The organism is Inquilinus sp. YAF38 (assembly GCF_052113205.1).
Lineage (GTDB): Bacteria > Pseudomonadota > Alphaproteobacteria > DSM-16000 > Inquilinaceae > Inquilinus.
Map to the genome: position 1 here is coordinate 25,679 of NZ_JBFRCU010000011.1, position 20,233 is coordinate 45,911.

At 69.3% G+C, this 20,233-nt stretch carries 18 protein-coding genes; 14 read left to right on the plus strand and 4 right to left on the minus strand.

Annotated elements, in window-relative coordinates:
• The first annotated feature begins 21 nt into the window (after window positions 1-21).
• The gene (locus tag AB4Z01_RS07195; protein WP_441692015.1) at window positions 22-3,225 is read left to right on the plus strand and encodes a YhdP family protein; all 3,204 of its coding nucleotides are present in this window, start codon (window positions 22-24) and stop codon (window positions 3,223-3,225) included.
• On the opposite strand, the gene ggt is transcribed toward AB4Z01_RS07195, so the two are convergent.
• Entirely contained in the window at window positions 3,226-4,995 is a 1,770-nt protein-coding gene (gene ggt, locus AB4Z01_RS07200) for a gamma-glutamyltransferase (RefSeq protein WP_441692016.1), read from the minus strand.
• Between the two features lie 234 nt (window positions 4,996-5,229).
• Here ggt and AB4Z01_RS07205 point away from each other — a divergent pair, with 234 nt between their 5' ends.
• Complete coding sequence (locus tag AB4Z01_RS07205; RefSeq protein WP_441692017.1) at window positions 5,230-6,594, plus strand: calcium-binding protein; 1,365 nt, start codon at window positions 5,230-5,232, stop codon at window positions 6,592-6,594.
• Between the two features lie 66 nt (window positions 6,595-6,660).
• On the opposite strand, the gene tyrS is transcribed toward AB4Z01_RS07205, so the two are convergent.
• The 3 genes from tyrS to AB4Z01_RS07220 form a co-directional block, all read right to left on the minus strand.
• Entirely contained in the window at window positions 6,661-7,905 is a 1,245-nt protein-coding gene (gene tyrS, locus AB4Z01_RS07210; protein ID WP_441692019.1) for a tyrosine--tRNA ligase, read from the minus strand.
• Between the two features lie 109 nt (window positions 7,906-8,014).
• Entirely contained in the window at window positions 8,015-8,866 is an 852-nt protein-coding gene (locus AB4Z01_RS07215) for a class I SAM-dependent methyltransferase (protein ID WP_441692020.1), read from the minus strand.
• 38 nt (window positions 8,867-8,904) lie between these two features.
• Complete coding sequence (locus AB4Z01_RS07220) at window positions 8,905-9,567, minus strand: alpha/beta hydrolase (RefSeq protein WP_441692021.1); 663 nt, start codon at window positions 9,565-9,567, stop codon at window positions 8,905-8,907.
• Between the two features lie 382 nt (window positions 9,568-9,949).
• Here AB4Z01_RS07220 and AB4Z01_RS07225 point away from each other — a divergent pair, with 382 nt between their 5' ends.
• The 12 genes from AB4Z01_RS07225 (at window position 9,950) to AB4Z01_RS07280 (ending at window position 20,202) form a co-directional block, all read left to right on the plus strand.
• On the plus strand, window positions 9,950-10,411 hold the full coding sequence (locus AB4Z01_RS07225; protein WP_429229881.1) for an Rrf2 family transcriptional regulator: 462 nt from the start codon (window positions 9,950-9,952) through the stop codon (window positions 10,409-10,411).
• 10 nt (window positions 10,412-10,421) lie between these two features.
• On the plus strand, window positions 10,422-11,519 hold the full coding sequence (locus AB4Z01_RS07230) for a cysteine desulfurase family protein (RefSeq protein ID WP_441692023.1): 1,098 nt from the start codon (window positions 10,422-10,424) through the stop codon (window positions 11,517-11,519).
• 95 nt (window positions 11,520-11,614) lie between these two features.
• Window positions 11,615-11,941 (plus strand): ferredoxin family 2Fe-2S iron-sulfur cluster binding protein, encoded by a 327-nt coding sequence (locus AB4Z01_RS07235; RefSeq protein ID WP_441692024.1) that lies wholly within the window; start codon window positions 11,615-11,617, stop codon window positions 11,939-11,941.
• Window positions 11,942-12,184: 243 nt separating this feature from the next.
• The gene (gene sufB, locus AB4Z01_RS07240; RefSeq protein WP_441692025.1) at window positions 12,185-13,639 is read left to right on the plus strand and encodes a Fe-S cluster assembly protein SufB; all 1,455 of its coding nucleotides are present in this window, start codon (window positions 12,185-12,187) and stop codon (window positions 13,637-13,639) included.
• 53 nt (window positions 13,640-13,692) lie between these two features.
• Window positions 13,693-14,442 carry a Fe-S cluster assembly ATPase SufC gene (gene sufC / locus AB4Z01_RS07245; RefSeq protein ID WP_441692027.1) on the plus strand — a complete coding sequence of 250 codons (750 nt, stop codon included), beginning with the start codon at window positions 13,693-13,695 and terminating at the stop codon, window positions 14,440-14,442.
• A gap of 7 nt (window positions 14,443-14,449) precedes the next feature.
• Window positions 14,450-15,787 carry a Fe-S cluster assembly protein SufD gene (sufD, locus tag AB4Z01_RS07250; RefSeq protein WP_441692029.1) on the plus strand — a complete coding sequence of 446 codons (1,338 nt, stop codon included), beginning with the start codon at window positions 14,450-14,452 and terminating at the stop codon, window positions 15,785-15,787.
• Window positions 15,787-17,040 carry a SufS family cysteine desulfurase gene (locus AB4Z01_RS07255; protein ID WP_441692031.1) on the plus strand — a complete coding sequence of 418 codons (1,254 nt, stop codon included), beginning with the start codon at window positions 15,787-15,789 and terminating at the stop codon, window positions 17,038-17,040. Before sufD ends, AB4Z01_RS07255 begins: the two co-directional genes overlap by 1 nt.
• Window positions 17,041-17,042: 2 nt before the next feature.
• Window positions 17,043-17,483: a SufE family protein gene (locus tag AB4Z01_RS07260; protein ID WP_441692032.1), complete on the plus strand. Its 441-nt coding sequence runs from the start codon at window positions 17,043-17,045 to the stop codon at window positions 17,481-17,483.
• The gene (locus AB4Z01_RS07265; protein ID WP_441692034.1) at window positions 17,480-17,908 is read left to right on the plus strand and encodes an iron-sulfur cluster assembly protein; all 429 of its coding nucleotides are present in this window, start codon (window positions 17,480-17,482) and stop codon (window positions 17,906-17,908) included. Before AB4Z01_RS07260 ends, AB4Z01_RS07265 begins: the two co-directional genes overlap by 4 nt.
• Before the next feature lie 238 nt (window positions 17,909-18,146).
• Window positions 18,147-18,527, plus strand: a complete 381-nt coding sequence (locus tag AB4Z01_RS07270) for a HesB/IscA family protein (RefSeq protein ID WP_441692036.1) — start codon at window positions 18,147-18,149, stop codon at window positions 18,525-18,527.
• Window positions 18,524-19,849: a chloride channel protein gene (locus AB4Z01_RS07275; RefSeq protein WP_441692038.1), complete on the plus strand. Its 1,326-nt coding sequence runs from the start codon at window positions 18,524-18,526 to the stop codon at window positions 19,847-19,849. The genes AB4Z01_RS07270 and AB4Z01_RS07275 overlap by 4 nt, the downstream gene beginning before the upstream one ends.
• Window positions 19,850-19,890: 41 nt before the next feature.
• Window positions 19,891-20,202, plus strand: a complete 312-nt coding sequence (locus tag AB4Z01_RS07280; RefSeq protein ID WP_441692040.1) for a hypothetical protein — start codon at window positions 19,891-19,893, stop codon at window positions 20,200-20,202.
• The last annotated feature ends 31 nt before the right edge of the window (window positions 20,203-20,233 follow it).

The window sequence follows — 20,233 nt, forward strand, 5'->3', positions numbered from 1 at the left end:
AGCGAGGGTGAAACGTTCGGGATGAGGGCGCTGAAGATCCTGGCCGAGATCGTCGGGTTGGCGGTCGCCGGCTTCGCCCTCGCCGCCGTCGTGCTGGCGTGGCGGCTGTCCACCGGGCCGCTGGAGATCGATTTCCTGACCCCCTATGTCGAGCAGGCCCTCGCCGACCGCAACGTCACGGTCGCGATCGGCGCTCTGTCGCTGCGCTGGGAGGGGTTCGACCGGCCGGCCGTGCTGGCCGCCCGCGATGTACGGGTGCGGCAGCGGGACGGAACGCTGGTCGCGTTCACCCCGGAGGGCACGGCCGATGTCAGCATGCCGAAGCTGCTGCGCGGGGTGGTGGCGCCGCTGCGCATCGACCTGATCCGGCCGCATCTGCGGGTGACCCGGACGGAAGCCGGCGAGTTCAGCTTCGGTCTCGGCGAAGGCGAGGCTGAGGAGGGTGGGGCGTCGACGCCGGCGGCAGGGGCGCCGACCCGCGACGTGGTCAAGGACCTGCTGGCGGCGCTCGACGCCCGGCTCGGCAGCGAGGACAGCGCGATCGCCTCCCTGAACCGGCTGACGCTGATCGATGGCAGCGTCCGCATCGACGACCGCATGCTGGGGCGCAGCTGGATCGCACCCAAGGCGTCGGCCGATCTCCGCCGCAGCGCGACCGGCGTCGAGGGCCAGGCGTCGCTCACCGTCATCTCCGGCGACCGGATGGCCCAGTTCGGCGGCGAGATCCGCTATCTGCGGGCCAATGGCAGCGGCGGCGCGACGGTCACCTTCGCCAATGTCATCCCGGCGGCGCTGACCCGGATCTCGCCGGTGCTGGCGCCGCTGGAGGCGATCGAGAGCCCGGTGTCCGGCCGGCTCGAGGTCGATTTCGATTCCCGCTTCCAGCCGACGACCGGCCGGTTCTCGCTGACCAGCGTCGAGACCCGGCTGAAGCTGCCGCCCCTGTGGACCGCGCCGCTCAGCGTCGCCCGGACCAGCCTGTCGGGCTMGGTCGATCTGCCGAAGCGGCGCCTGACGCTCGACGATTTCAGCATCGATCTCGGCGGGCCGAAGATCTCCCTATCCGGCCAGGTCGACGCGGCCGGCGACACGATCGAACTGATCACCGCCGGGGCCGTCACCGACCTGCCGGTCGACCTGCTGGCCAGCCTGTGGCCGCCGGGCGTGCCCAGCGGGTTGCGCGACTGGATCACCGCCAACCTGCATGACGGCGTGCTCGACCGCACCGAGTTCAGCCTGCAGGCCCGGGCGCCGCTGTCCAACCCCGAGGCGGTGGCGCTGGTCGCGGCCGACGGCACGATGCAGGCGCGCAACATGACGGTGACCTATTTCAAAGGGCTGCCGCCGATCACCGGCCTCAACGCCGCGGCCAGCTTCAATCAGTCGACCATGCGCATCGCCACCGCCGGCGGGCAGGTGCAGGGCATCGCGCTGCAGCCCTCCGACATCACCATCATCGGGCTCGACCAGCACGACCAGGTGATCGACATCGACGCCCGGGTCGAGGGGGCGGTGAAGACGATCATGTCGGTGCTCGACCAGCCGCGGCTCGGCTACGCCAAGCGGGTCGGGCTGGTGCCGGACCGCATGTCCGGCCGGGCGACGGCCCGAATGCGCTTCGGCTTCTCGCTTCTCGCCGACCTGCCGTTCGAGGCGGTCCGCATGAGCGTGGAGGGAACGCTGGACAACGTCGGCATCGCCGCCGTCAAGCCGGGCTACGACCTGGCTGACGCCGATGCCAGGCTGATGCTCGACAAGTCGGGCATGACGCTGGCGGGCAAGGCTCAGGTCAACACCGTGCCGATCGCCTTCTCCTGGCACGAGGCGTTCGACGATTCGCCGGTTGAGACCAGGGTCTCGGCCCAGGCCACCCTGACCCCGGCGGCGCGAGAAGCGCTGAAGATCCCGGAGGTCGGGCCGATCGACGGCACCATCGGCGCCGATCTCGATTTCGCCAAGCGGTCCAGCGGGGCAGCGACGCTCGACGCCAAGCTCGACCTCACCGACGCCCGCATCGCGATCGACCCGATCGGCTGGGTCAAGCCGGCGGGCGGCAGGGCCAATGCCACGGTCAGCCTGGCCCTCGCCGGAGAACGGGTCAGCAAGATCTCGCAATTCAGCGTCTCGGGTGGCGACATCACCGCCTCCGGCAGCGCCGATTTCGCCCGCGACGGGTCGCTGGCGCAGCTCAGCATCGCCTCGTTCCGGCTGGGGCCGAACGACATCAAGGGTGAGGTCGAGATGCTGGGACCGGACAGCTACCGCTTGGCGCTCAGCGGCGCGCATCTCGACGTCTCGGGCCTGCTGGAGCAGCGCCGCGCCACGCAGGGCAAAGCCTCCGACTCCGGCCCCGCCGCCGATCCGGCCCCCGGGCCGCGGATCGACGCCACCTTCGATGTCGGCGAGCTGTCCTTCGGCGAAAGGCGTTCGCTGCGGGCGGTGCATGGGCGGGCAATCGGCCGCACCACCAACCTGCAGGACGTCACCCTGGCGGCGCAGCTGCCGGGCGGGCACCCGATCGACCTGCGCCTGACGCCGCAGCAGGGCCAGCCGGACCGCCAGATCCTGACCGTGCGCAGCGAGGATGCGGGCGAGACCCTGCGCATCTTCGACATCGCCGACAACATCACCGGCGGCAGCCTGCTGGCCACCGGCACCCGCAACGGCGTCACCGGCGCGATCGAGGGTCAGTTCGACGCCCGCAACTTCGTGCTGAGCCAAGCGCCGGGCATGGCGCGGCTCTTGGCCGCCACCTCGCCCTCCGGCCTGCAGGATCTGTTCGGCACCAGCGGGCTGACCTTCAACCGGCTGGACGCGGACTTCACCTATGCGGCGGCGCAGCGGCGGATCACGCTGAAACAGGGGCGGGGCGCCGGCGGCGATCTCGGCCTGGCCTTCGACGGCCTGATCGACCTGCGGGCCGAGGCCATCGACCTCGCCGGCACCATCGTGCCGATCTACCACATCAACAGCGTGATCAGCTCGATCCCGCTGATCGGCGACATCCTGACCGGCGGCGAGGGCGGCGGGCTGTTTGCCTTCACCTACACGATCCGCGGCTCCTTCGCCGACCCCTCGGTCTCGGTCAACCCGCTGTCGGTGCTGGCCCCCGGCTTCCTGCGGCGCCTGTTCTTCGAGGAGACGCCCTCGGCAGACGGCGTGCCGCGGCCGCCGACACCGCCGCGCCCGCAGCGGCCGCCACAGGACCGCGGCAGCGACCGATAGCTATTCACCGACCGCCAGCCCGGCCGGTCGGCGGTTGTCGTTGGCGCCGTAGACGAAGCCCGGCAGCATCTTGCCGCCGAAAGCCCGGTCGTTGCCGGAGGAGGCGGTGCCGGTTCCTGCCGCGGCGGCCGAGGGCTGCAGCGCGATCAGCTCGGTGGCGCCCCAGGGCGACTGCACCGTCACCTTGTGGCCCATCTGCTCCAACAGCTTCACTGTGTCGGGCGACAGGGCGTACGGCTCGGCATAGACCTCGTCCGGCAGCCATTGGTGGTGGATGCGCGGCGCGTCCACCGCCTCCTGCGGCGCCATGCCGAAATCGACCATGTTGAGCGCCGCCTGCAGCGTGATGGTGATGATGCGCGCCCCGCCCGGGCTGCCCAGCACCAGCACGATCTCGCCGTCCCTGGTCACCAGCGTCGGCGCCATCGAGGACAGCGGCCTCTTGCCCGGGGCGATCGCATTGGCCTCGCCCTGCACCAGGCCGAACAGGTTCGGCACGCCGGGCTTGACCGTGAAGTCGTCCATCTCGTCGTTCAGCAGGAACCCGGTGCCGGGCGCGATCACCCCGGCCCCGAACAACCCGTTGATGGTGTAGGTTACCGACACCGCGTTGCCGTCCTTGTCGACCACCGAATAGTGGGTGGTCTCGGTCTTCTCATGCGGCATCGTGCCGGGCTGCACCTCCTTCGACGGGGTCGCCTTGTCGGGCAGGATCCTGGTCCGGATCTGGGCCGCGTAATCCTTGCTCAGCAGCCGGTCCAGCGGATTGGTCACGAAGGCCGGGTCGCCGAGATAGGTGTTGCGGTCCATATAGGCATGGCGCATCGCCTCGACCATCAGATGCACACCGGCGGCGGAGTGCCAGCCCAGCGCCTTCAGGTCGTAGCCCTCGAGGATGTTCAGGATCTCGCACATCGTCGTGCCGCCGGAGGAGGGCGGCGGCGAGGACACGAAGACATAGCCGCGATAGCTGCAGGTCACTGGCGCCGTCTCGGTCACGGTGTAGGCGGCGAAGTCCTGCGCGGTCATGATGCCGCCGCCGGCCTTCATCGCCGCCTCGACCTTCTGCGCCACCACACCCTTGTAGAAGGCGTCCGGCCCGCCCTTGGCGATGGCCTCCAGCGTGTCGGCCAGGTCGGTCTGGACCAGCCGGTCGCCCGGCTTGAACGCCGAGCCGTCGGGGCGGAAGAAGATCTTCGCCGCCACCGGATCCTGCTTCAGCAGCTTGGCGCCGGCATCGAGGATGTCGGTGTCGCCGCGGGTCAGGATGAAGCCCTCGCGGGCCAGCCTGATGGCCGGCGCCATCACCTGCTCGCGCGGCAGGGTGCCGTAACGCTGCAGCGCGGTGTCCAGGCCCAGCACGCTGCCCGGCACGCCGACGGCGAGATAGCCGTACAGGCTGGCGCCCTTCACCGGGTTGCCGGCGGCGTCGAGATACATGGTCTTGGTCGCGGCCGCCGGCGCGGTCTCGCGGAAGTTCAGGAAGGTGTCGCGGTCGTCCTTGGCCAGGTGAATGACCATGAAGCCGCCACCGCCGATATTGGCGCAGCACGGGTTGGTGACCGCCTGGGCGTAGCCGGTGGCCACCGCCGCATCGACGGCATTGCCGCCGGCCCGCAGGATCTCCGCCCCGGCGTCGGAGGCGAGATGCTGCGACGACACCACCATGCCGTCCGGCGCCTCGACCGCGGGCGGGGAGGCGGCCTGGACGGCGATCGGCCCCAGGGCGCAAGCCGCCAGCGCCAACGATGCCATTGCATGCCGGATCATCTGCCTCTCCTGTGGTCGCTTGGCCGCGCCGGCTTCGGGCGCAGGCCCAGGACCACATGCTGCCCTGGCCGTCCCTCCGCCGCAATGCCGGCGCAGTGCCGCCATTCGGCCATCCTTCGGATACCGACGATACATCTCGGCCGGGGGCGCGACATCCGCCCGATACACGACGCGTCCCATTCTCCTGCGTGTCCGGGGCGCCATTCCGGTGACCCCACACAACGGAGAATGACAATGGCTGTGTATTTCGGAGATGCCGGCGACAATGTGATCTTCGCCGGTGACGAGAACGACCTGGTGCACGGGCTGGGCGGCAACGACACGCTGGGTGGGGGTGTCGGCGACGACATCCTGAACGGCGGCGACGGCGGCGACGTGCTGAACGGCGAGGCCGGCAACGACACGCTCAATGGCGATGCCGGCGACGACTTCATGCGCGGCTCGACCGGCGCGGACACGCTGAATGGCGGGGCCGGGACCGACTGGGCCCTCTATGATGCGAGCCCGACGCCCGGCGGCATCACCATCACCATCGGCGGCGGCGCCGGGTCCGGCGGCGACGCGGAAGGCGATCTGATCGGCGCAGACGTCGAGAACATCGAGGCGACCAACTATGACGACGTCCTCACCGGCTCGGCCTCGGCCAACCTCTTCCGGGGCAATGACGGCAACGACGTCCTGGCAGGGCTGGGCGGCAACGACCAGCTGGAAGGTGGCCTGGGCGACGACCTGCTCCAAGGCGGTGCGGGGGCGGATGCCCTGACCGGTGGCGACGGTGTCGACACGGCCTCCTACGCGACGAGCACGGCCGCCGTCACGGTCGATCTCGGCGCTGCTATCGCCAGCGGCGGCGATGCCGCGGGCGACACCATCGGCAGCGGCATCGAGGATATCCAGGGTTCGGCCGGCTTCGGCGATACCCTGACCGGTGACGCCGGAGCGAACCGGCTGATCGGCCTGGGCGGCGCCGACACCCTCAATGGCCTGGCCGGCGCCGATGTTCTGGTCGGCGGTGACGGCAACGACGTGCTGCGTGGTGGCGCCGGCGGGGACACCCTGATCGGCGACGCCGGCATCGACCTGGTCAGCTACTACTACAGCGCGGCCGGGGTGACGGTCAGCCTGGCGACCGGCTCCGGCGCGGGCGGCGAGGCGCAGCTGGATGTCCTGTCCGGCATCGAGAACGTCAATGGCAGCTCCGCCAACGACACCCTGATCGGCGACGCCGGCGCCAACGCGCTGAATGGCTGGGCCGGCAAGGATGTGCTGACCGGTGGGGCCGGGGCCGACCGTTTCGTCTTCACCGCTGCCAGCCACAGCGTGGTCGGCGCCAATGCCGACCGGATCACCGATTTCAGCCATGCCCAGGGTGACCGGGTCGACCTCTCGGCGATCGACGCCAACAGCGGCGCCGCCGGGGACCAGGCCTTCAGCTTCATCGGCGCCGGTGCGTTTACCGGGGTTGCCGGGCAGCTGCACTACGTCGTTTCGGGCGGGCAGACCGTGATCAGCGGCGACGTCAACGGGGACTCGGCGGCCGATTTCAACATCGTTCTGACCGGCGCCCTCAGCCCCGTGGCCGGCGACTTCGTGCTGTAACCGCACGGCGGCCGGCTGTCATGCGGCCGGCCGCCGAGCTTTTTGTACACGCGCTGGTGCGCGGTCTCAGGCCGGCCGCACCAGCGCGTGCTTCTTGCGCCCGGCGGACAGCTTGATCACGCCGTCGGCACCGATGTCGCCATCGCCGATCGGCTGCTCCGGATCGGTGAGGGCGTCGTCGTTGACACGGCCGCCGCCACCCTGGATCAGCCGCCGGGCCTCGCCGTTCGAGGCAGCGAGGCCGGCCCGGACGAACAGCCGGAGAGCTTGGATACCGGCCGCCAGCTCGGCCCGCGACACCTCGATCGAGGGCAGCCCCTCGGCCGACACGCCCTGCTCGAAAGCCTGGCGCGCGGTCTCGGCCGCCGCCTCGGCCTTGTCGCGGCCGTGCACCAGCGCCGTCGCCTCGGTCGCCAGGATCTTCTTGGCCTCGTTGATCTCGGCCCCGCCCAGCCCGGCCAGCCGGTCGATCTCCTCCAGCGGCAACTCGGTGAACAGCTTCAGGAACCGGCCGACATCGGCGTCCTCGGTGTTCCGCCAGTACTGCCAGTAGTCATACACCGGCAGCCGCTCCTCATTCAGCCAGACGGCGCCGGCCGCCGTCTTGCCCATCTTGGCGCCGGAGGAGGTGGTCAGCAGCGGCGAGGTCAGGCCATACAGCTCGCGCCCGGCGATGCGGCGCGCCAGGTCGATGCCGTTGACGATGTTGCCCCACTGGTCCGACCCGCCCATCTGCAGCACGCAGTCATGCCGGCGCGCCAGCTCCAGGAAGTCGTAGCCCTGCAGGATCATGTAGTTGAATTCGAGGAAGGTCAGCGGCTGCTCGCGGTCCAGCCGCAGCTTGACCGAATCGAAGCTCAGCATGCGGTTGATGGTGAAGTGCCGCCCGACCTCGCGCAGGAACGGGATATAGGCCAGCCCGTCCAGCCAGTCGGCGTTGTTGGCCATGATCGCGCCGCGCTCGAAGTCGAGGAAGCGCGCGAACACCCGGCGGATCGAAGCGATGTTGGCCGCGATGGTGGCGTCGTCGAGCAGCGGCCGGGCATCGTCTCGGAAGGATGGATCGCCGATCTTGGTGGTGCCGCCGCCCATCAGCGCGATCGGCCGGCCGCCGGTCTTCTGCAGCCAGCGCAGCATCATGATCTGCACGAGATGCCCGACATGCAGGCTGTCCGCCGTGGCGTCGTAGCCGATATAGGCCGTGACCGCCCCCTTGGCCGCCAGGGCGTCCAGGCCCTCGGCATCCGTCACCTGATGGATGAAGCCGCGCGCCTCGAGGGTGCGCAGGAAGTCGGAGCGGAATCCGGTCATGATCGTCGACTGCTTGTCGGAGATGGCTGTCTGTCAGCGGGCTGACAGGGAAGGGCTGTAGCACGAGCGCCGCCCGTGCCTCAAACCGAACTTCCCTCGGTGGAACGGATCACGCCGTGGCGGTGACGATCCAGGTGGCGGCGTCCAGCAGCACGCCGTCGGCGGTCTGGTGCGGCGCCAGCGCCTCGCGCACGGCGGCGGCGACCGCCTCCCGCTTGTCCTCGTGCTCGCGCAGCAGGGCGCCGACCGGGCCGCTGCGCAGCACCAAGGCGAGAGTCTGGTCGAGGTCGCCGACGCCGGCCTTGGTGTCGAAGGGCGTCACCCCGACGCCCGAGAAGCCGGCGCGGCCGAGGATGCCGCGGACCCGGTCGGGATCGGCGAAGGCGAAGGCTCCCGGCGTGCCTGGGACCGGAGGTGGCGGCGCCGGCAGGTGGCGCAGCGCCGCGGTCAGCGACACGGTCGCCCAGCCATTCTCGGCCATGGTACGCCAGCAGACGAAGGCGAGGCGCCCATCCGGCCGCAGCGCGCCGTGCAGGTTGGTGAAGGCGGCGACCGGATCGTCGAAGAACATCACGCCGAAGCGCGAGAACAGCCCGTCGAAGCCGCCGGGCTCGATCCGGGCGGTCTGGGCATCGGCCTCGACGAAGCGGACATTGTCCAGGCTGGCCTCGGCCGCCCGGCGCCGGGCCAGGCCGAGCATCGGGGCGGAGATGTCGAGGCCGAGCACCTGCCCGCCGGGCCCGACGCGCCGCGCCAGCTCCAGCGAGCTGCCGCCGCTGCCGCAGCCGATGTCGAGCAGCCGCTCGCCCGGCGCGGGCGCCAGCACCTCGACCACCTGCCGGCCGAACGGGGCGGTCATGCGGTCGAGCTGCGCCTGCATCTCGACCCAGACTGACCCGCCGGCCTCGTTCCAATAGGCGATCTGGTCGGCGTTCGGCGTCTCGGCTTCGTTGGTCGCCATGCTCGATCCCCTTTGCCCGGCCCGGGGCCGGCGGCGGTTCAGTCCGCGGACTGCGGCGGCGCCAGCTTCACCGATTTGGTCAGATAGTCGTCGATATGGGCCAGCAGCTGGTCGTTGTGCAGCGTGAAGAAGTGGTTCGCCCCCGGGATCACCCGGTAGTCGATCTTGATGTCCTTCTGCTGCGACAGCTTGTTGACCAGCTTCTGCACCGAGTCATGCGGCACGGTGTCGTCCTTGTCGCCCTGGACGATCAGGCCGGAGGAGGGGCAGGGCGCCAGGAAGGTGAAGTCGTATTTGTTCGCCGGCGGCGCAATCGAGATGAAGCCGTCGATCTCCGGCCGGCGCATCAAGAGCTGCATGCCGATCCAGGCGCCGAAGGAGAAGCCGCCGACCCAGCAGGCCTCGGCGTTCGGGTTCAGCGCCTGCATCCAGTCCAGCGCCGAGGCGGCGTCGGACAGCTCGCCCTCGCCGCGGTCGTGGATGCCCTGGCTGCGGCCGACGCCGCGGAAGTTGAAGCGCAACACGGTGAATTCGTGCTTCTTGAACGCCTGGTACAGCGTGTGCACGATCTTGTTGAACATCGTCCCGCCGCCCAGCGGATCGGGATGCAGCAGCAAGGCGATCGGCGCATTGGTGCGCTTGCTCGGGGTGTAGCGGCCTTCGAGGCGTCCCTCGGACCCGTTGAAGATGACGTCCGGCATCGGCCGTTAAGCTCCTCGAGATAGCGACGGGGCGGACCGGATCACCGGCTCGGCGTCTTGCGGTGCCGCCTGGCGGCGCGGTGGGGCGGCTTTCTTGACCATTGCACTCGGATATCTATATCTAAGCGGTCACTCACCCTGCCACGACGCGGACCGTGCCGGCCACTGCCGTCAACACGATCCACGGGAATTGTTCGTATAGCATCGGGACGGCCTTCGTGTTCAAGCGTCTTGATCGAGGCATACCGGGCGGGTCGGGGCTGAGAAACGCGGATTGCGCCGCAGGCCGGGACGCCAGAGGCAATGGGCATCCGGTCGGCGGTGTGGGCAGCAGTCGCAATTTCGGTCCGGCGGGCAGGTCGGATCGTTGGGGGCGCCGAAGATGCGTTTGAGCACCAAGGGACGCTACGCCGTGATGGCGATGGTCGACCTGGCGCGGCACGGGGCCGACGGCCCGGTGGCGCTCGCCGACATCGCGCTCCGCCAGGAAATCTCCTTGCCGTATCTGGAGCAGCTGTTCGCCAAGCTCCGCCGCGGCGGCCTGGTCCGCAGCGTGCGCGGGCCTGGCGGCGGCTACCTGATGGCCCGGCCGTGCGGCACGGTGCGGATCTCCGACATCATCTTCGCGGTGGACGAGCCGATCCAGGCCACCCGCTGCGAGAAGCACAGCCCGCTCGGCTGCCACAGCGACAAGAGCCGCTGCCTGACCCACGATCTGTGGGAGGAGTTGGGCAACCAGATCCACATGTACCTGTCCTCGGTCACGGTCGAGGACGTGGTCAACCGCCGCGTGCTCGGCTCCAGCCATCTGTTCTCCTCCGGCGTGACCGTCGCCGCCGAGTGAGGCGGGCGCTATGAGCTCCGTTTATCTCGACCACAACGCCACCGCGCCGCTGCGGCCGGAGGCGCGCGACGCGATGCTCTCGGCGCTGGACTCGGTCGGCAACCCGTCCTCGGTCCATCGCTTCGGCCGCGAGGCCCGGCGGCTGGTCGAGGCGGGGCGGGCGCAGGTTGCCGCCCTGACGGCGGTCGCCCCCGCCCAGATCGTCTTCACCGGCAGCGCCACCGAGGCCAACGCCCTGGCGCTGACCGGCCTCGGCCGGCGCCGGGTCCTGACTTCCGCGATCGAGCATGACAGCGTTCTGGCCTGGGCCACGGACCGAATCCCGGTCGGCGGCGACGGCCGGGTCGATCTTGATGCCCTCGATCGGATGCTGGCGGCCGATGCCGAACCGGCGATCGTCTCGGTCATGGCCGTCAACAACGAGACCGGCGTGATCCAGCCGGTGGCCGAGGCTGCCGCGATCGCCCGCCGCCACGGCGCGCTGGCGCATTGCGATGCGGTTCAGGCCGCCGGACGCATTCCGCTGCCCGCCGTCGGATTCGAGGTGGACGCGCTCAGCCTCTCCGCCCACAAGCTGGGCGGGCCGCAGGGCATCGGCGCGCTGGTGCTGCGTGATGGCCTGGCGCTTGCGCCGCTACTGCGCGGTGGCGCGCAGGAGGGGCGGCGCCGCGCCGGCACGGAGAACGTCGCCGGCATCGCCGGCTTCGGCGCCGCCGCGGCCGCCGTGGCCGACCGGGCGGAGATGCCGAGGATCACAGCGCTGCGTGACGAGCTGGAGCGGAGACTCATCGCCGAGGGCGCGGTGGTGCTGGGCGCTGCCGCGCCGCGCGTCGCCAACACCAGTTGCATCGCCATGCCGGGCGTCACTGCCGAGACCCAGGTCGCGGCGCTCGACCTGGCCGGGGTGGCGATCAGCGCCGGTTCGGCCTGCAGCTCCGGCAAGGTCCGCCGCAGCCATGTGCTGGAGGCAATGGGGCTGCCGGCCGACCTGGCCGAGAGCGCGATCCGGATCAGCCTGGGGCCTCGGACCGACGCCGCGGCGATCGACCGCTGCGTTGCCGCCTGGGCCGATCTCGCCCGACGGAGGCGCAGCCGTGCGGTGGCCTAGCCTGCAGGCTCAATGGAGGCATGAGGTTTCACCGGTTGCCGCCTTTCCGGGGCTTGCGTAGAACACCACGTCTTCGAGCAGGAGTACGGGCCAGCATGCCCAGGATCATCTTCATCGAGCCGGACGGGAACCGGCGCGAGATCGACGCCCCAGCCGGGCTGTCGATCATGGAGATCGCGCACAAATACGACGTCGACCTGGAAGGTGCCTGCGAGGGCTCGCTGGCCTGCTCGACCTGCCACGTGATCGTCGAGCCGGATTGGTATGAGCGGCTGCTGCCGGCGCGGGAGGACGAGGAAGACATGCTCGACCTCGCTTGGGGCCTGACCAAGACCTCGCGCCTCGGCTGCCAGATCATCATGAGCGACGAGCTGGACGGGCTGACGGTGCGACTGCCGGGCGGCAGCAACAACCTGATGTAGTTTGGGAACTGACGCCGGCGGGCGGCATGAGCGAGCCGCATGCCGGGGTCCAGCAAAGCGCGGCTGAGAACGACTCTCGCGGTCGGGTTTTCGCTGGCAATCGCCGTCGAAACGCCTATCTATTGGCGAGGGAAGGGCGGCAACACTGGCCCTCCAAGGACTATTCCTCGGGGCCTTCCACATCGGAGTACCCGACTAGCCAACTCGGTTAATCGGTTCTGACATTGGGTTGAGGAGCGAGGCATGGCGGCAGTCCAGGAGACGGTCCGGCAGGTCGAAGAGATCACGAACAGCCGCTACAAGCACGGCTTCTTCTCGGACATCGAGATGGAGACGGCGCCGAAGGGGCTGACCGAGGAGACCGTCCGCTTCATCTCCGCCAAGAAGAACGAGCCCGAATGGCTGCTGGAGTGGCGACTGCGCGCCTTCCGGCTGTGGCAGACCATGGAAGAGCCGCATTGGGCGCGGATCGACCACCCGCCGATCGACTATCAGGCCGCTTACTACTACGCCGCGCCGAAGAAGAAGCCGAAGCTCGGCAGCCTGGACGAGGTCGACCCCGATATCCTGGCGGTCTATGAGAAGCTCGGCATCCCGCTGCGCGAGCAGGAGCGCTTGGCCGGCGTCGCCGTCGACGCCGTGTTCGACAGCGTCTCGGTGGCCACCACCTTCAAGGATCAGCTCGAGAAGGTCGGCGTGATCTTCTGCTCGATCTCCGAGGCGGTGCAGAAATACCCCGAGATGGTGCGCCAGTATCTCGGCTCGGTGGTGCCCTATTCCGATAACTATTTCGCCACGCTGAATTCCGCCGTCTTCACCGACGGGTCGTTCGTCTACATCCCCAAGGGCGTTCGCTGCCCGATGGAGCTGTCGACTTATTTCCGCATCAATGCGGAGAATACGGGCCAGTTCGAGCGCACCCTGATCATCGCCGATGAGGGCAGCTACGTCTCCTACCTGGAGGGTTGCACCGCGCCGCAGCGCGACGAGAACCAGCTGCACGCCGCGGTGGTCGAGCTGGTCACGCTCGACGACGCCGAGATCAAGTACTCCACCGTCCAGAACTGGTATCCGGGCGACGAGGAGGGCAAGGGCGGCATCTACAATTTCGTCACCAAGCGCGCCGCCTGCCGCGGCCGGAACTCCAAGGTCAGCTGGACCCAGGTCGAGACCGGCTCCGCCATCACCTGGAAGTACCCGAGCTGCATCCTGCAGGGCGACAACTCGGTCGGCGAATTCTACTCGGTGGCGATCACCAACAACCGCCAGCAGGCCGACACCGGCACCAAGATGATCCATATCGGGAAGAACACGACCTCCCGGATCATCTCCAAGGGCATCTCTGCGGGCAAGTCGGACAACACCTATCGCGGGCTGGTGCGGATCCTGCCGGGCGCCGAGGGCGCGCGCAACTTCACCCAGTGCGACAGCCTGCTGATCGGCGACCAGTGCGGCGCCCACACCGTGCCCTATATCGAGAGCCGCAACCCGACGGCGCAGGTGGAGCACGAGGCGACCACCAGCAAGGTCAGCGACGACGTGCTGTTCTACTGCCGCCAGCGCGGCATCGGCACTGAGGAGGCGCTGGGCCTGATCGTCAACGGCTTCTGCCGCGAGGTGCTGCAGGCGCTGCCGATGGAGTTCGCCGTCGAAGCGCAGAAGCTGGTCGGCATCAGCCTGGAAGGCTCGGTCGGTTAAGGATCGGCCCCTTTTTTCGAGGAAAGGCCGCGGCAAGCGGCGAGGGAAGCGGAATGCTGGAGATCAAGGACCTGCACGTCGCCGTCGACGGCAAGGAGATTCTGAAGGGGGTCTCGCTCGCCCTGAACAAGGGCGAGATCCACGCCATCATGGGGCCGAACGGCTCCGGCAAGTCGACGCTGAGCTACGTCATCGCCGGCCGCGACGGCTATGAGATCACCAGCGGGTCGATTACCTTCGACGGCGAAGACCTGCTGGCGATGGAGCCGGAAGAGCGCGCGCGGGCAGGGGTCTTCCTGGCGTTCCAGTACCCGCTCGAGGTCGCCGGCGTCGGCACCGTCACCTTCCTGCGCACCGCCTACAATGCCCACCGCAAGCATCGCGGCGAGGCCGAACTGGACCCGATGCAGTTCACCAAACTGCTGCGCGAGAAGGCCAAGGGCCTCGGCATCGAAACCGACATGCTGAAGCGCTCGGTCAATGTCGGCTTCTCCGGCGGCGAGAAGAAACGCAACGAGGCGCTGCAGATGGCGCTGCTGGAGCCCGCCCTCGCGGTGCTGGACGAGACCGACAGCGGCCTCGACATCGACGCGCTGAAGGTGGTGGCCGAGAGCGTCAACAAGCTGCGCTCGCCCGACCGCTCTTTCCTGGTGATCACCCACTATCAGCGCCTGCTCAGCTACATCGTCCCCGACCATGTCCACATCCTGGCCGATGGCCGGATCGTGCGGTCCGGCGGCAAGGATCTGGCGCTGGAGCTCGAGGAAAAAGGCTACGCCGGCGTGATCCCGGCGGCCGCGTGAGGCAGAGATGAGCGAACGGATCGCCCCCTCGCCGATCGTCGCCGTCCAGCGCGAGCGTTTCGCCGCCAGCCGCTCGGCGCTGCCCGGCGTCGGCCACAGCGCCGTCGCCCGCCGCCGCGAGGCTGGGATGGCCCGGTTCGAGAGCCTGGGCCTGCCGACGCGCAAGCAGGAGGCCTGGAAGTACACCGACCTGCGGCGGCTGGAGAAGCTGGGCCTGAACGGCGCGGTCGCATCGGCCGATGCGGCGCTGCCGGACTCACTGCGCGCCTTCGTGCCGGCGCAGGGCCCGTCCATGGTCTTTGTCAACGGCCGGCTGCGGCTGGATCTGTCGCATCTCGACGCCCTGCCGAAGGGGCTGCGCCTCGACGGCTATGCCGCAGCGCTGGAGGCCGGCGACGCCGATGTCGAATCCCGCTTCGCCGCGCCGGCTGACGCCGCCTCGCTGGTCGAGCTGAACACCGCCCTGGTCGAGGACGGCGCCGTGCTGCGCATCGCCGCCGGCGCGGCAATCGAGGCGCCGGTCCGCCTGGTCTTCCTGACCGCCCCCGGCGCCGTGGCGGTGGCCAGCCATCCGCGCATCCTGGTCCTGGCCGGCGCCAACAGCCAGGCAACGGTGATCGAGGCCTATCACGGCACCGACGACACCGGCTATTTCACCAATGCGGTGGTCGATGCCGAGATCGGCGACGGGGCCCGGCTGCGCCACTACCGGCGGCAGAGCGAAGGGCTGAACGCGGTGCATCTGCTGAACGGCAGCGCCACGATCGGCCGCGACGCCACCTATGACAGCTTCACCCTCAGCCTCGGCGCCGACCTGGCGCGGACCGAGGTGGTCGCGACCTTCACCGGCCGCGGCGGCAACGGCCACGTCACCGGCGCCTATCTGGCGGACGGCACCCGCCACATCGACACCACCACGCTGATCGACCACGCGGTGCCGGACTGCCGGTCGCGCGAGGTGTTCAAGGGCGTGCTGGACGGCAAGGGCAGGGGCGTCTTCCAGGGCAAGATCATCGTCCGCCGCGACGCCCAGCGCACCGACGGCTACCAGCTGAACCGGGCGCTGATGCTGTCGAAGACGGCCGAGATCGACAGCAAGCCCGAGCTCGAGATCTACGCCGACGACGTCAAGTGCAGCCACGGTGCCACGGTCGGCGAGATCGACTCCGAGGCACTGTTCTACCTGCGCGCCCGCGGCATCGACGAGCGCGTCGCCCGGGCCATGCTGGTCGAGGCCTTCCTACGCGAGGCGCTGGAGGAGGTCGCCGACGAGGCGGTCCGTGAGGAGTTCGGCTCCGCGGTCGAGCAGTGGCTCGCCGCTCGGCACCAGGAGGGTCAGGCCTGATGGACACCCGGCTGCATGCGAGCGGCATCAACGCCTATGACGTGAACGCCGTGCGGGCGGATTTCCCGATCCTGTCCCGCACCGTCTACGGCAAGCCGCTGGTCTATCTCGACAACGCCGCCTCGGCGCAGAAGCCGCGCTCGGTGATCGACGCCGAGAGCCACGTCTACGAGCAGGAATACGCCAACGTCCATCGCGGCCTGCATTATCTCAGCGGCGCCGCGACCGACGCCTTCGAGGCGACGCGCGAGGCGGTGAAGCGTTTCATCAACGCCGCCTCGATCAAGGAGATCATCTACACCCGCGGCACCACCGAGGCGATCAACCTGGTGGCGCAGAGCTATGGCCGCGCCTTCCTGAAGGAAGGCGACGAGATCATCGTCTCGGTGCTGGAGCACCACTCCAACATCGTGCCCTGGCAGTTGCTGGCGCAGGAGAAGGGGCTGGTCCTCAAGGTCGCCCCGATCGACGATGACGGCAACTTCCTGCTCGACGAGTTCGAGAAGCTGCTGTCGCCGCGGACGAAGCTGGTCTCGATCACCTACATGTCGAACGCGCTCGGCACCATCGTCCCGGTCAAGGCGGTAATCGACCGGGCGCATGCGGTCGGCGCCAAGGTGCTGCTGGACGCCGCGCAGGCGATCACCCACATGCCCGTGGACGTCCAGGCGCTGGGCTGCGACTTCCTCGCCTTCTCCGGCCACAAGCTGTATGGCCCGACCGGCATCGGCATCCTCTACGRCCGCGAGGAATTGCTGGAGGCGATGCCGCCCTGGCAGGGCGGCGGCGAGATGATCCGCACCGTCAGCTTCTCCGGCACCACCTTCGCCGAGCTGCCGGCCAAGTTCGAGGCTGGCACTCCCGCCATCGCCCAGACCATCGCGCTGAAGGCGGCGATCGACTACGTCACCGCCCTCGGCCTCGACACCATCGCGGCGCATGAGCGCGACCTGCTGGACTACGGCGTCGAGCGGCTGTCGCACATCCCGGGCCTGACCATCGTCGGCCGGGCGCGGGAGCGCGCCTCGATCATCTCCTTCGCCATGGATTGCGCCCATCCGCACGACATCGGCACGGTGATCGACCAGGCCGGCGTCGCCGTGCGGGCCGGGCACCACTGCGCCCAGCCGCTGATGGAGCGGCTGCAGCTGCCGGCCACGGCCCGCGCCTCCTTCGCCCTGTACAACACCAAGGCCGAGATCGACGTCATGGCCGAGGCGTTGGACAAGGTGGTGAAGCTGTTCGGGAAATGACCATGTCCCTCTCCGAGGAAGAGCTGGAGGAGAATTTCTCCCTCCTCGACGATTGGGAGGAGCGCTACGCCTATATCATCAGCCTGGGCGACGCGCTGCCGCCCTTCCCGGATGCCGAGCGGGTCGAGGCCAACAAGGTGCATGGCTGCCAGAGCCAGGTCTGGCTGATTGCCCGGCCGGAGGACCAGGCACCGGACCGCATCGTGTTCCAGGGCGACAGCGACGCCCGCATCGTCAAGGGGCTGATCGCCATCGTCACTGGCGTGTTCTCCGGCCGCCGGCCGGAGGAGGTGGCAGCGATGGACCTGCGCGGCCTGTTCACCCGGCTCGGCCTCGACACCCACCTGACCAGCGGCCGCCGCAACGGCCTGGCCTCGATGGTCGAACGGATCAAGGAAATCGCGCGGCGCCATCTGGCCGCGCGGGAGGCGACATCATCATGACCCACTTCCCCGATGACGGCCTCGGCCTGAACGACTTCATGCGCGCCGGCACGCTGGACGTGCCGGAGCCGGACTGGATCCATGTCGTCACGCCGCTGTCCAAGGTCACCCACCCGCTGGACGTCGAGGCCACTCGCTCGGCGGTGATGGACAACCTGACGCTGGTGTTCGACCCGGAGTTGCCGGTCAACATCGTCGAGCTCGGTCTGATCTACCGGGTCGAGGTGTCGCCGGAAGGCAAGGTCGAGATCGACATGACCCTGACCGCGCCGAACTGTCCGGTGGCCGGCTCGATGCCGGCGATCGTCGAGCGCGGTGCCGCAGTGGTGCCCGGCGTGACCGGGGCCAAGGTCAACCTGACCTGGGACCCGCCCTGGTCGATCGAACGCGCCAGCGAAGATGCCCGGCTGGCGCTGGGCATGTGACCATTGCGGCTGTGATTGACTTGTTTCACCTGTCATCCTCGGGCTTGACCCGAGGATCCAGGGGCGGCCAGAGCGGCTCTCTGTAGCCCCTGGATTGCCGGGTCAAGCCCGGCAATGACAGGAAATGACAGAGAGATTGGGGGGCGTCGGTTCGGGAACGTCTGCCTTGCAGCCGCAAACCGTTGAAGTCTTTTCCCGATCGGCCCATCTTGTGGGTCGAGGACAAGAGGTGAACAGGATGCGCGCCCTACCGCCGCCGATTTCCCTGAGCGACCGCGCCGCCGACCGTGTGCGCGAGCTGATCGCGAAGTCGCCGAAGCCGATCCTGGGCCTGCGGGTCGGGGTCAAGGCGCGTGGCTGCTCCGGCCTCAGCTACTTCATGGAATATGCCGAGGAGCGGAAGAAGTTCGAGGATGTGGTCGAGAGCAAGGGCGTCACCGTCCTGATCGATCCGTCGGCGATCATGTTCCTGCTCGGCACCGAGATGGACTGGGTCCAGGAAGAGTTCGGCGCCCGCTTCGTGTTCAACAACCCGAACGAGGTCGATCGCTGCGGCTGTGGCGAGAGCTTCCGGGTGGCCCAGCCCGAGGGTAAGGAGCCGGCCCCCATCGGGGCATGACGCATCCGGCCGGCCCCGCGCCGGATCTGAGACTCAGAACTCTCCGCCGCCTGCTGTCGCCGCCGCGCTTGCGGCGGCTGCTGCGTTTCGCCGTCGGCGGCCTGCTGGTCGGCTGCATGGCCGTCGCCTTCGCCGAGGCTGCGGACGAGGCGCAGAGCCTGTTCGCCTGGATCACCGACGGCCGGCTGTGGCTGGCGCCGATCCTCGGTGCCCTCGGCTTCGGCGTCTCGGCCCTGGCGGCGCAGCGGTGGTTCCCGGCGGCGCCCGGCAGCGGCATCCCGCAATGCATCGCCGCGATGCGCCRGCCGCTGGAGCTGGTGCCGACCCAGCTGAACATCCGCACCGGCATCGGCAAGATCCTGCTCTGCCTGGTCGGCCTTGCCTGCGGCGGCTCGATCGGGCGCGAGGGGCCGACCGTGCAGGTCGGTGCCGTGATCCTGGCCGGCCTGACCCCGCACGCCACCCCGGCCCGGCTGCGCCGGGTGATCACCGCGGGCGGCGCGGCCGGGCTGGCCGGCGCCTTCAACACGCCGCTGGCCGGCATCGTCTTCGCGCTGGAGGAGTTGGTCGGCGGCTTCGACATCCGCAACCGCATGGCGGTGCTGGCCGCGATCTTCCTGTCCTCGGCCGTCGCCATCGCCGTGCTCGGCGACTACACCTATTTTGGCCGCCACGCGCTGGACTTCACGCCGGGGGCGATCCCGGTCTTCCTGCTGGTGGCTGTGCTGGCCGGCATCCTCGGCGGCCTGTTCGGCCGCTGCGTCCTGGCGCTGACCCGGCTGCTGCCGCGGCTGTTCGCCCGGTTCGGCCGATGGTCGGTGCTGGCCGCGGCCGCCAGCTGCGGCCTGGTGGCCGGGCTGATCGGGCTGGCCGCCGGCGGCGTGACCTTCGGCACCGGCTACGAGCCGACGCGGCTGGCCCTGGAAGGCTGGCACAGCCTCGCCTGGTGGTTCTTCCCGGCCAAGTTCGCCGCCACCGCCCTGGCATCGTCGGCCGGCATCCCGGGCGGCCTGTTCGCGCCCTCGCTCTCGGTCGGCGCCGGCTTCGGCGCGATCTTCGCGCCCCTGGTCGGCCCGGACCTGGTGCCGTCGCTGATGCTGGTCGGCATGGCCGCCTATCTGACCGGTGTCACCCATTCGCCGGTCACCGCCCTGGTGCTGCTGGCCGAGATGACCGGTGAATCCCGCGGCCTCGCCATTCTGATCCCGGCGGTCGGCCTGGCCTGGGCCGGATCGCGGCTGGTGCTGCGGCACGGCCTGTATCATTTGTTGGCCGAGCGAATTCTTGCGCGAGGCGGCTGGAATCCTTCAGCGACAACCTGATATCGTCTGCCGCAAAGGAAAAAGCACCTTTGGGGGTTCAGGTGAGATACGGTCTTCCGGCGTTGATCGCGCTGGCGCTCCTCGGTTGCGCCCAGAAACAGCCGGATGAGACGCCCGCCGTGCTGTCGCGGACGGTGACGGTGAACAGCCTCCACATCGGCGTCACCCGGCTGACGGAAACCGTTTGGGGCGCCTGGCTGGTGGGACCGAGCCTGATCGGCCCGTCCCCAGCCAAAGTCCGAGCCGCCGAGCGCAAGGCGATCGAGCAGGTGTCGGCCTGCAAGGTGACCAACGTCGCCCCGGGCGACAACCCGATGCGGGCGGAGTATGTCGAGCTGACGGTGGCCTGCTGAACGCGGGGCTCACGCCATGTCGGGTTCGCCG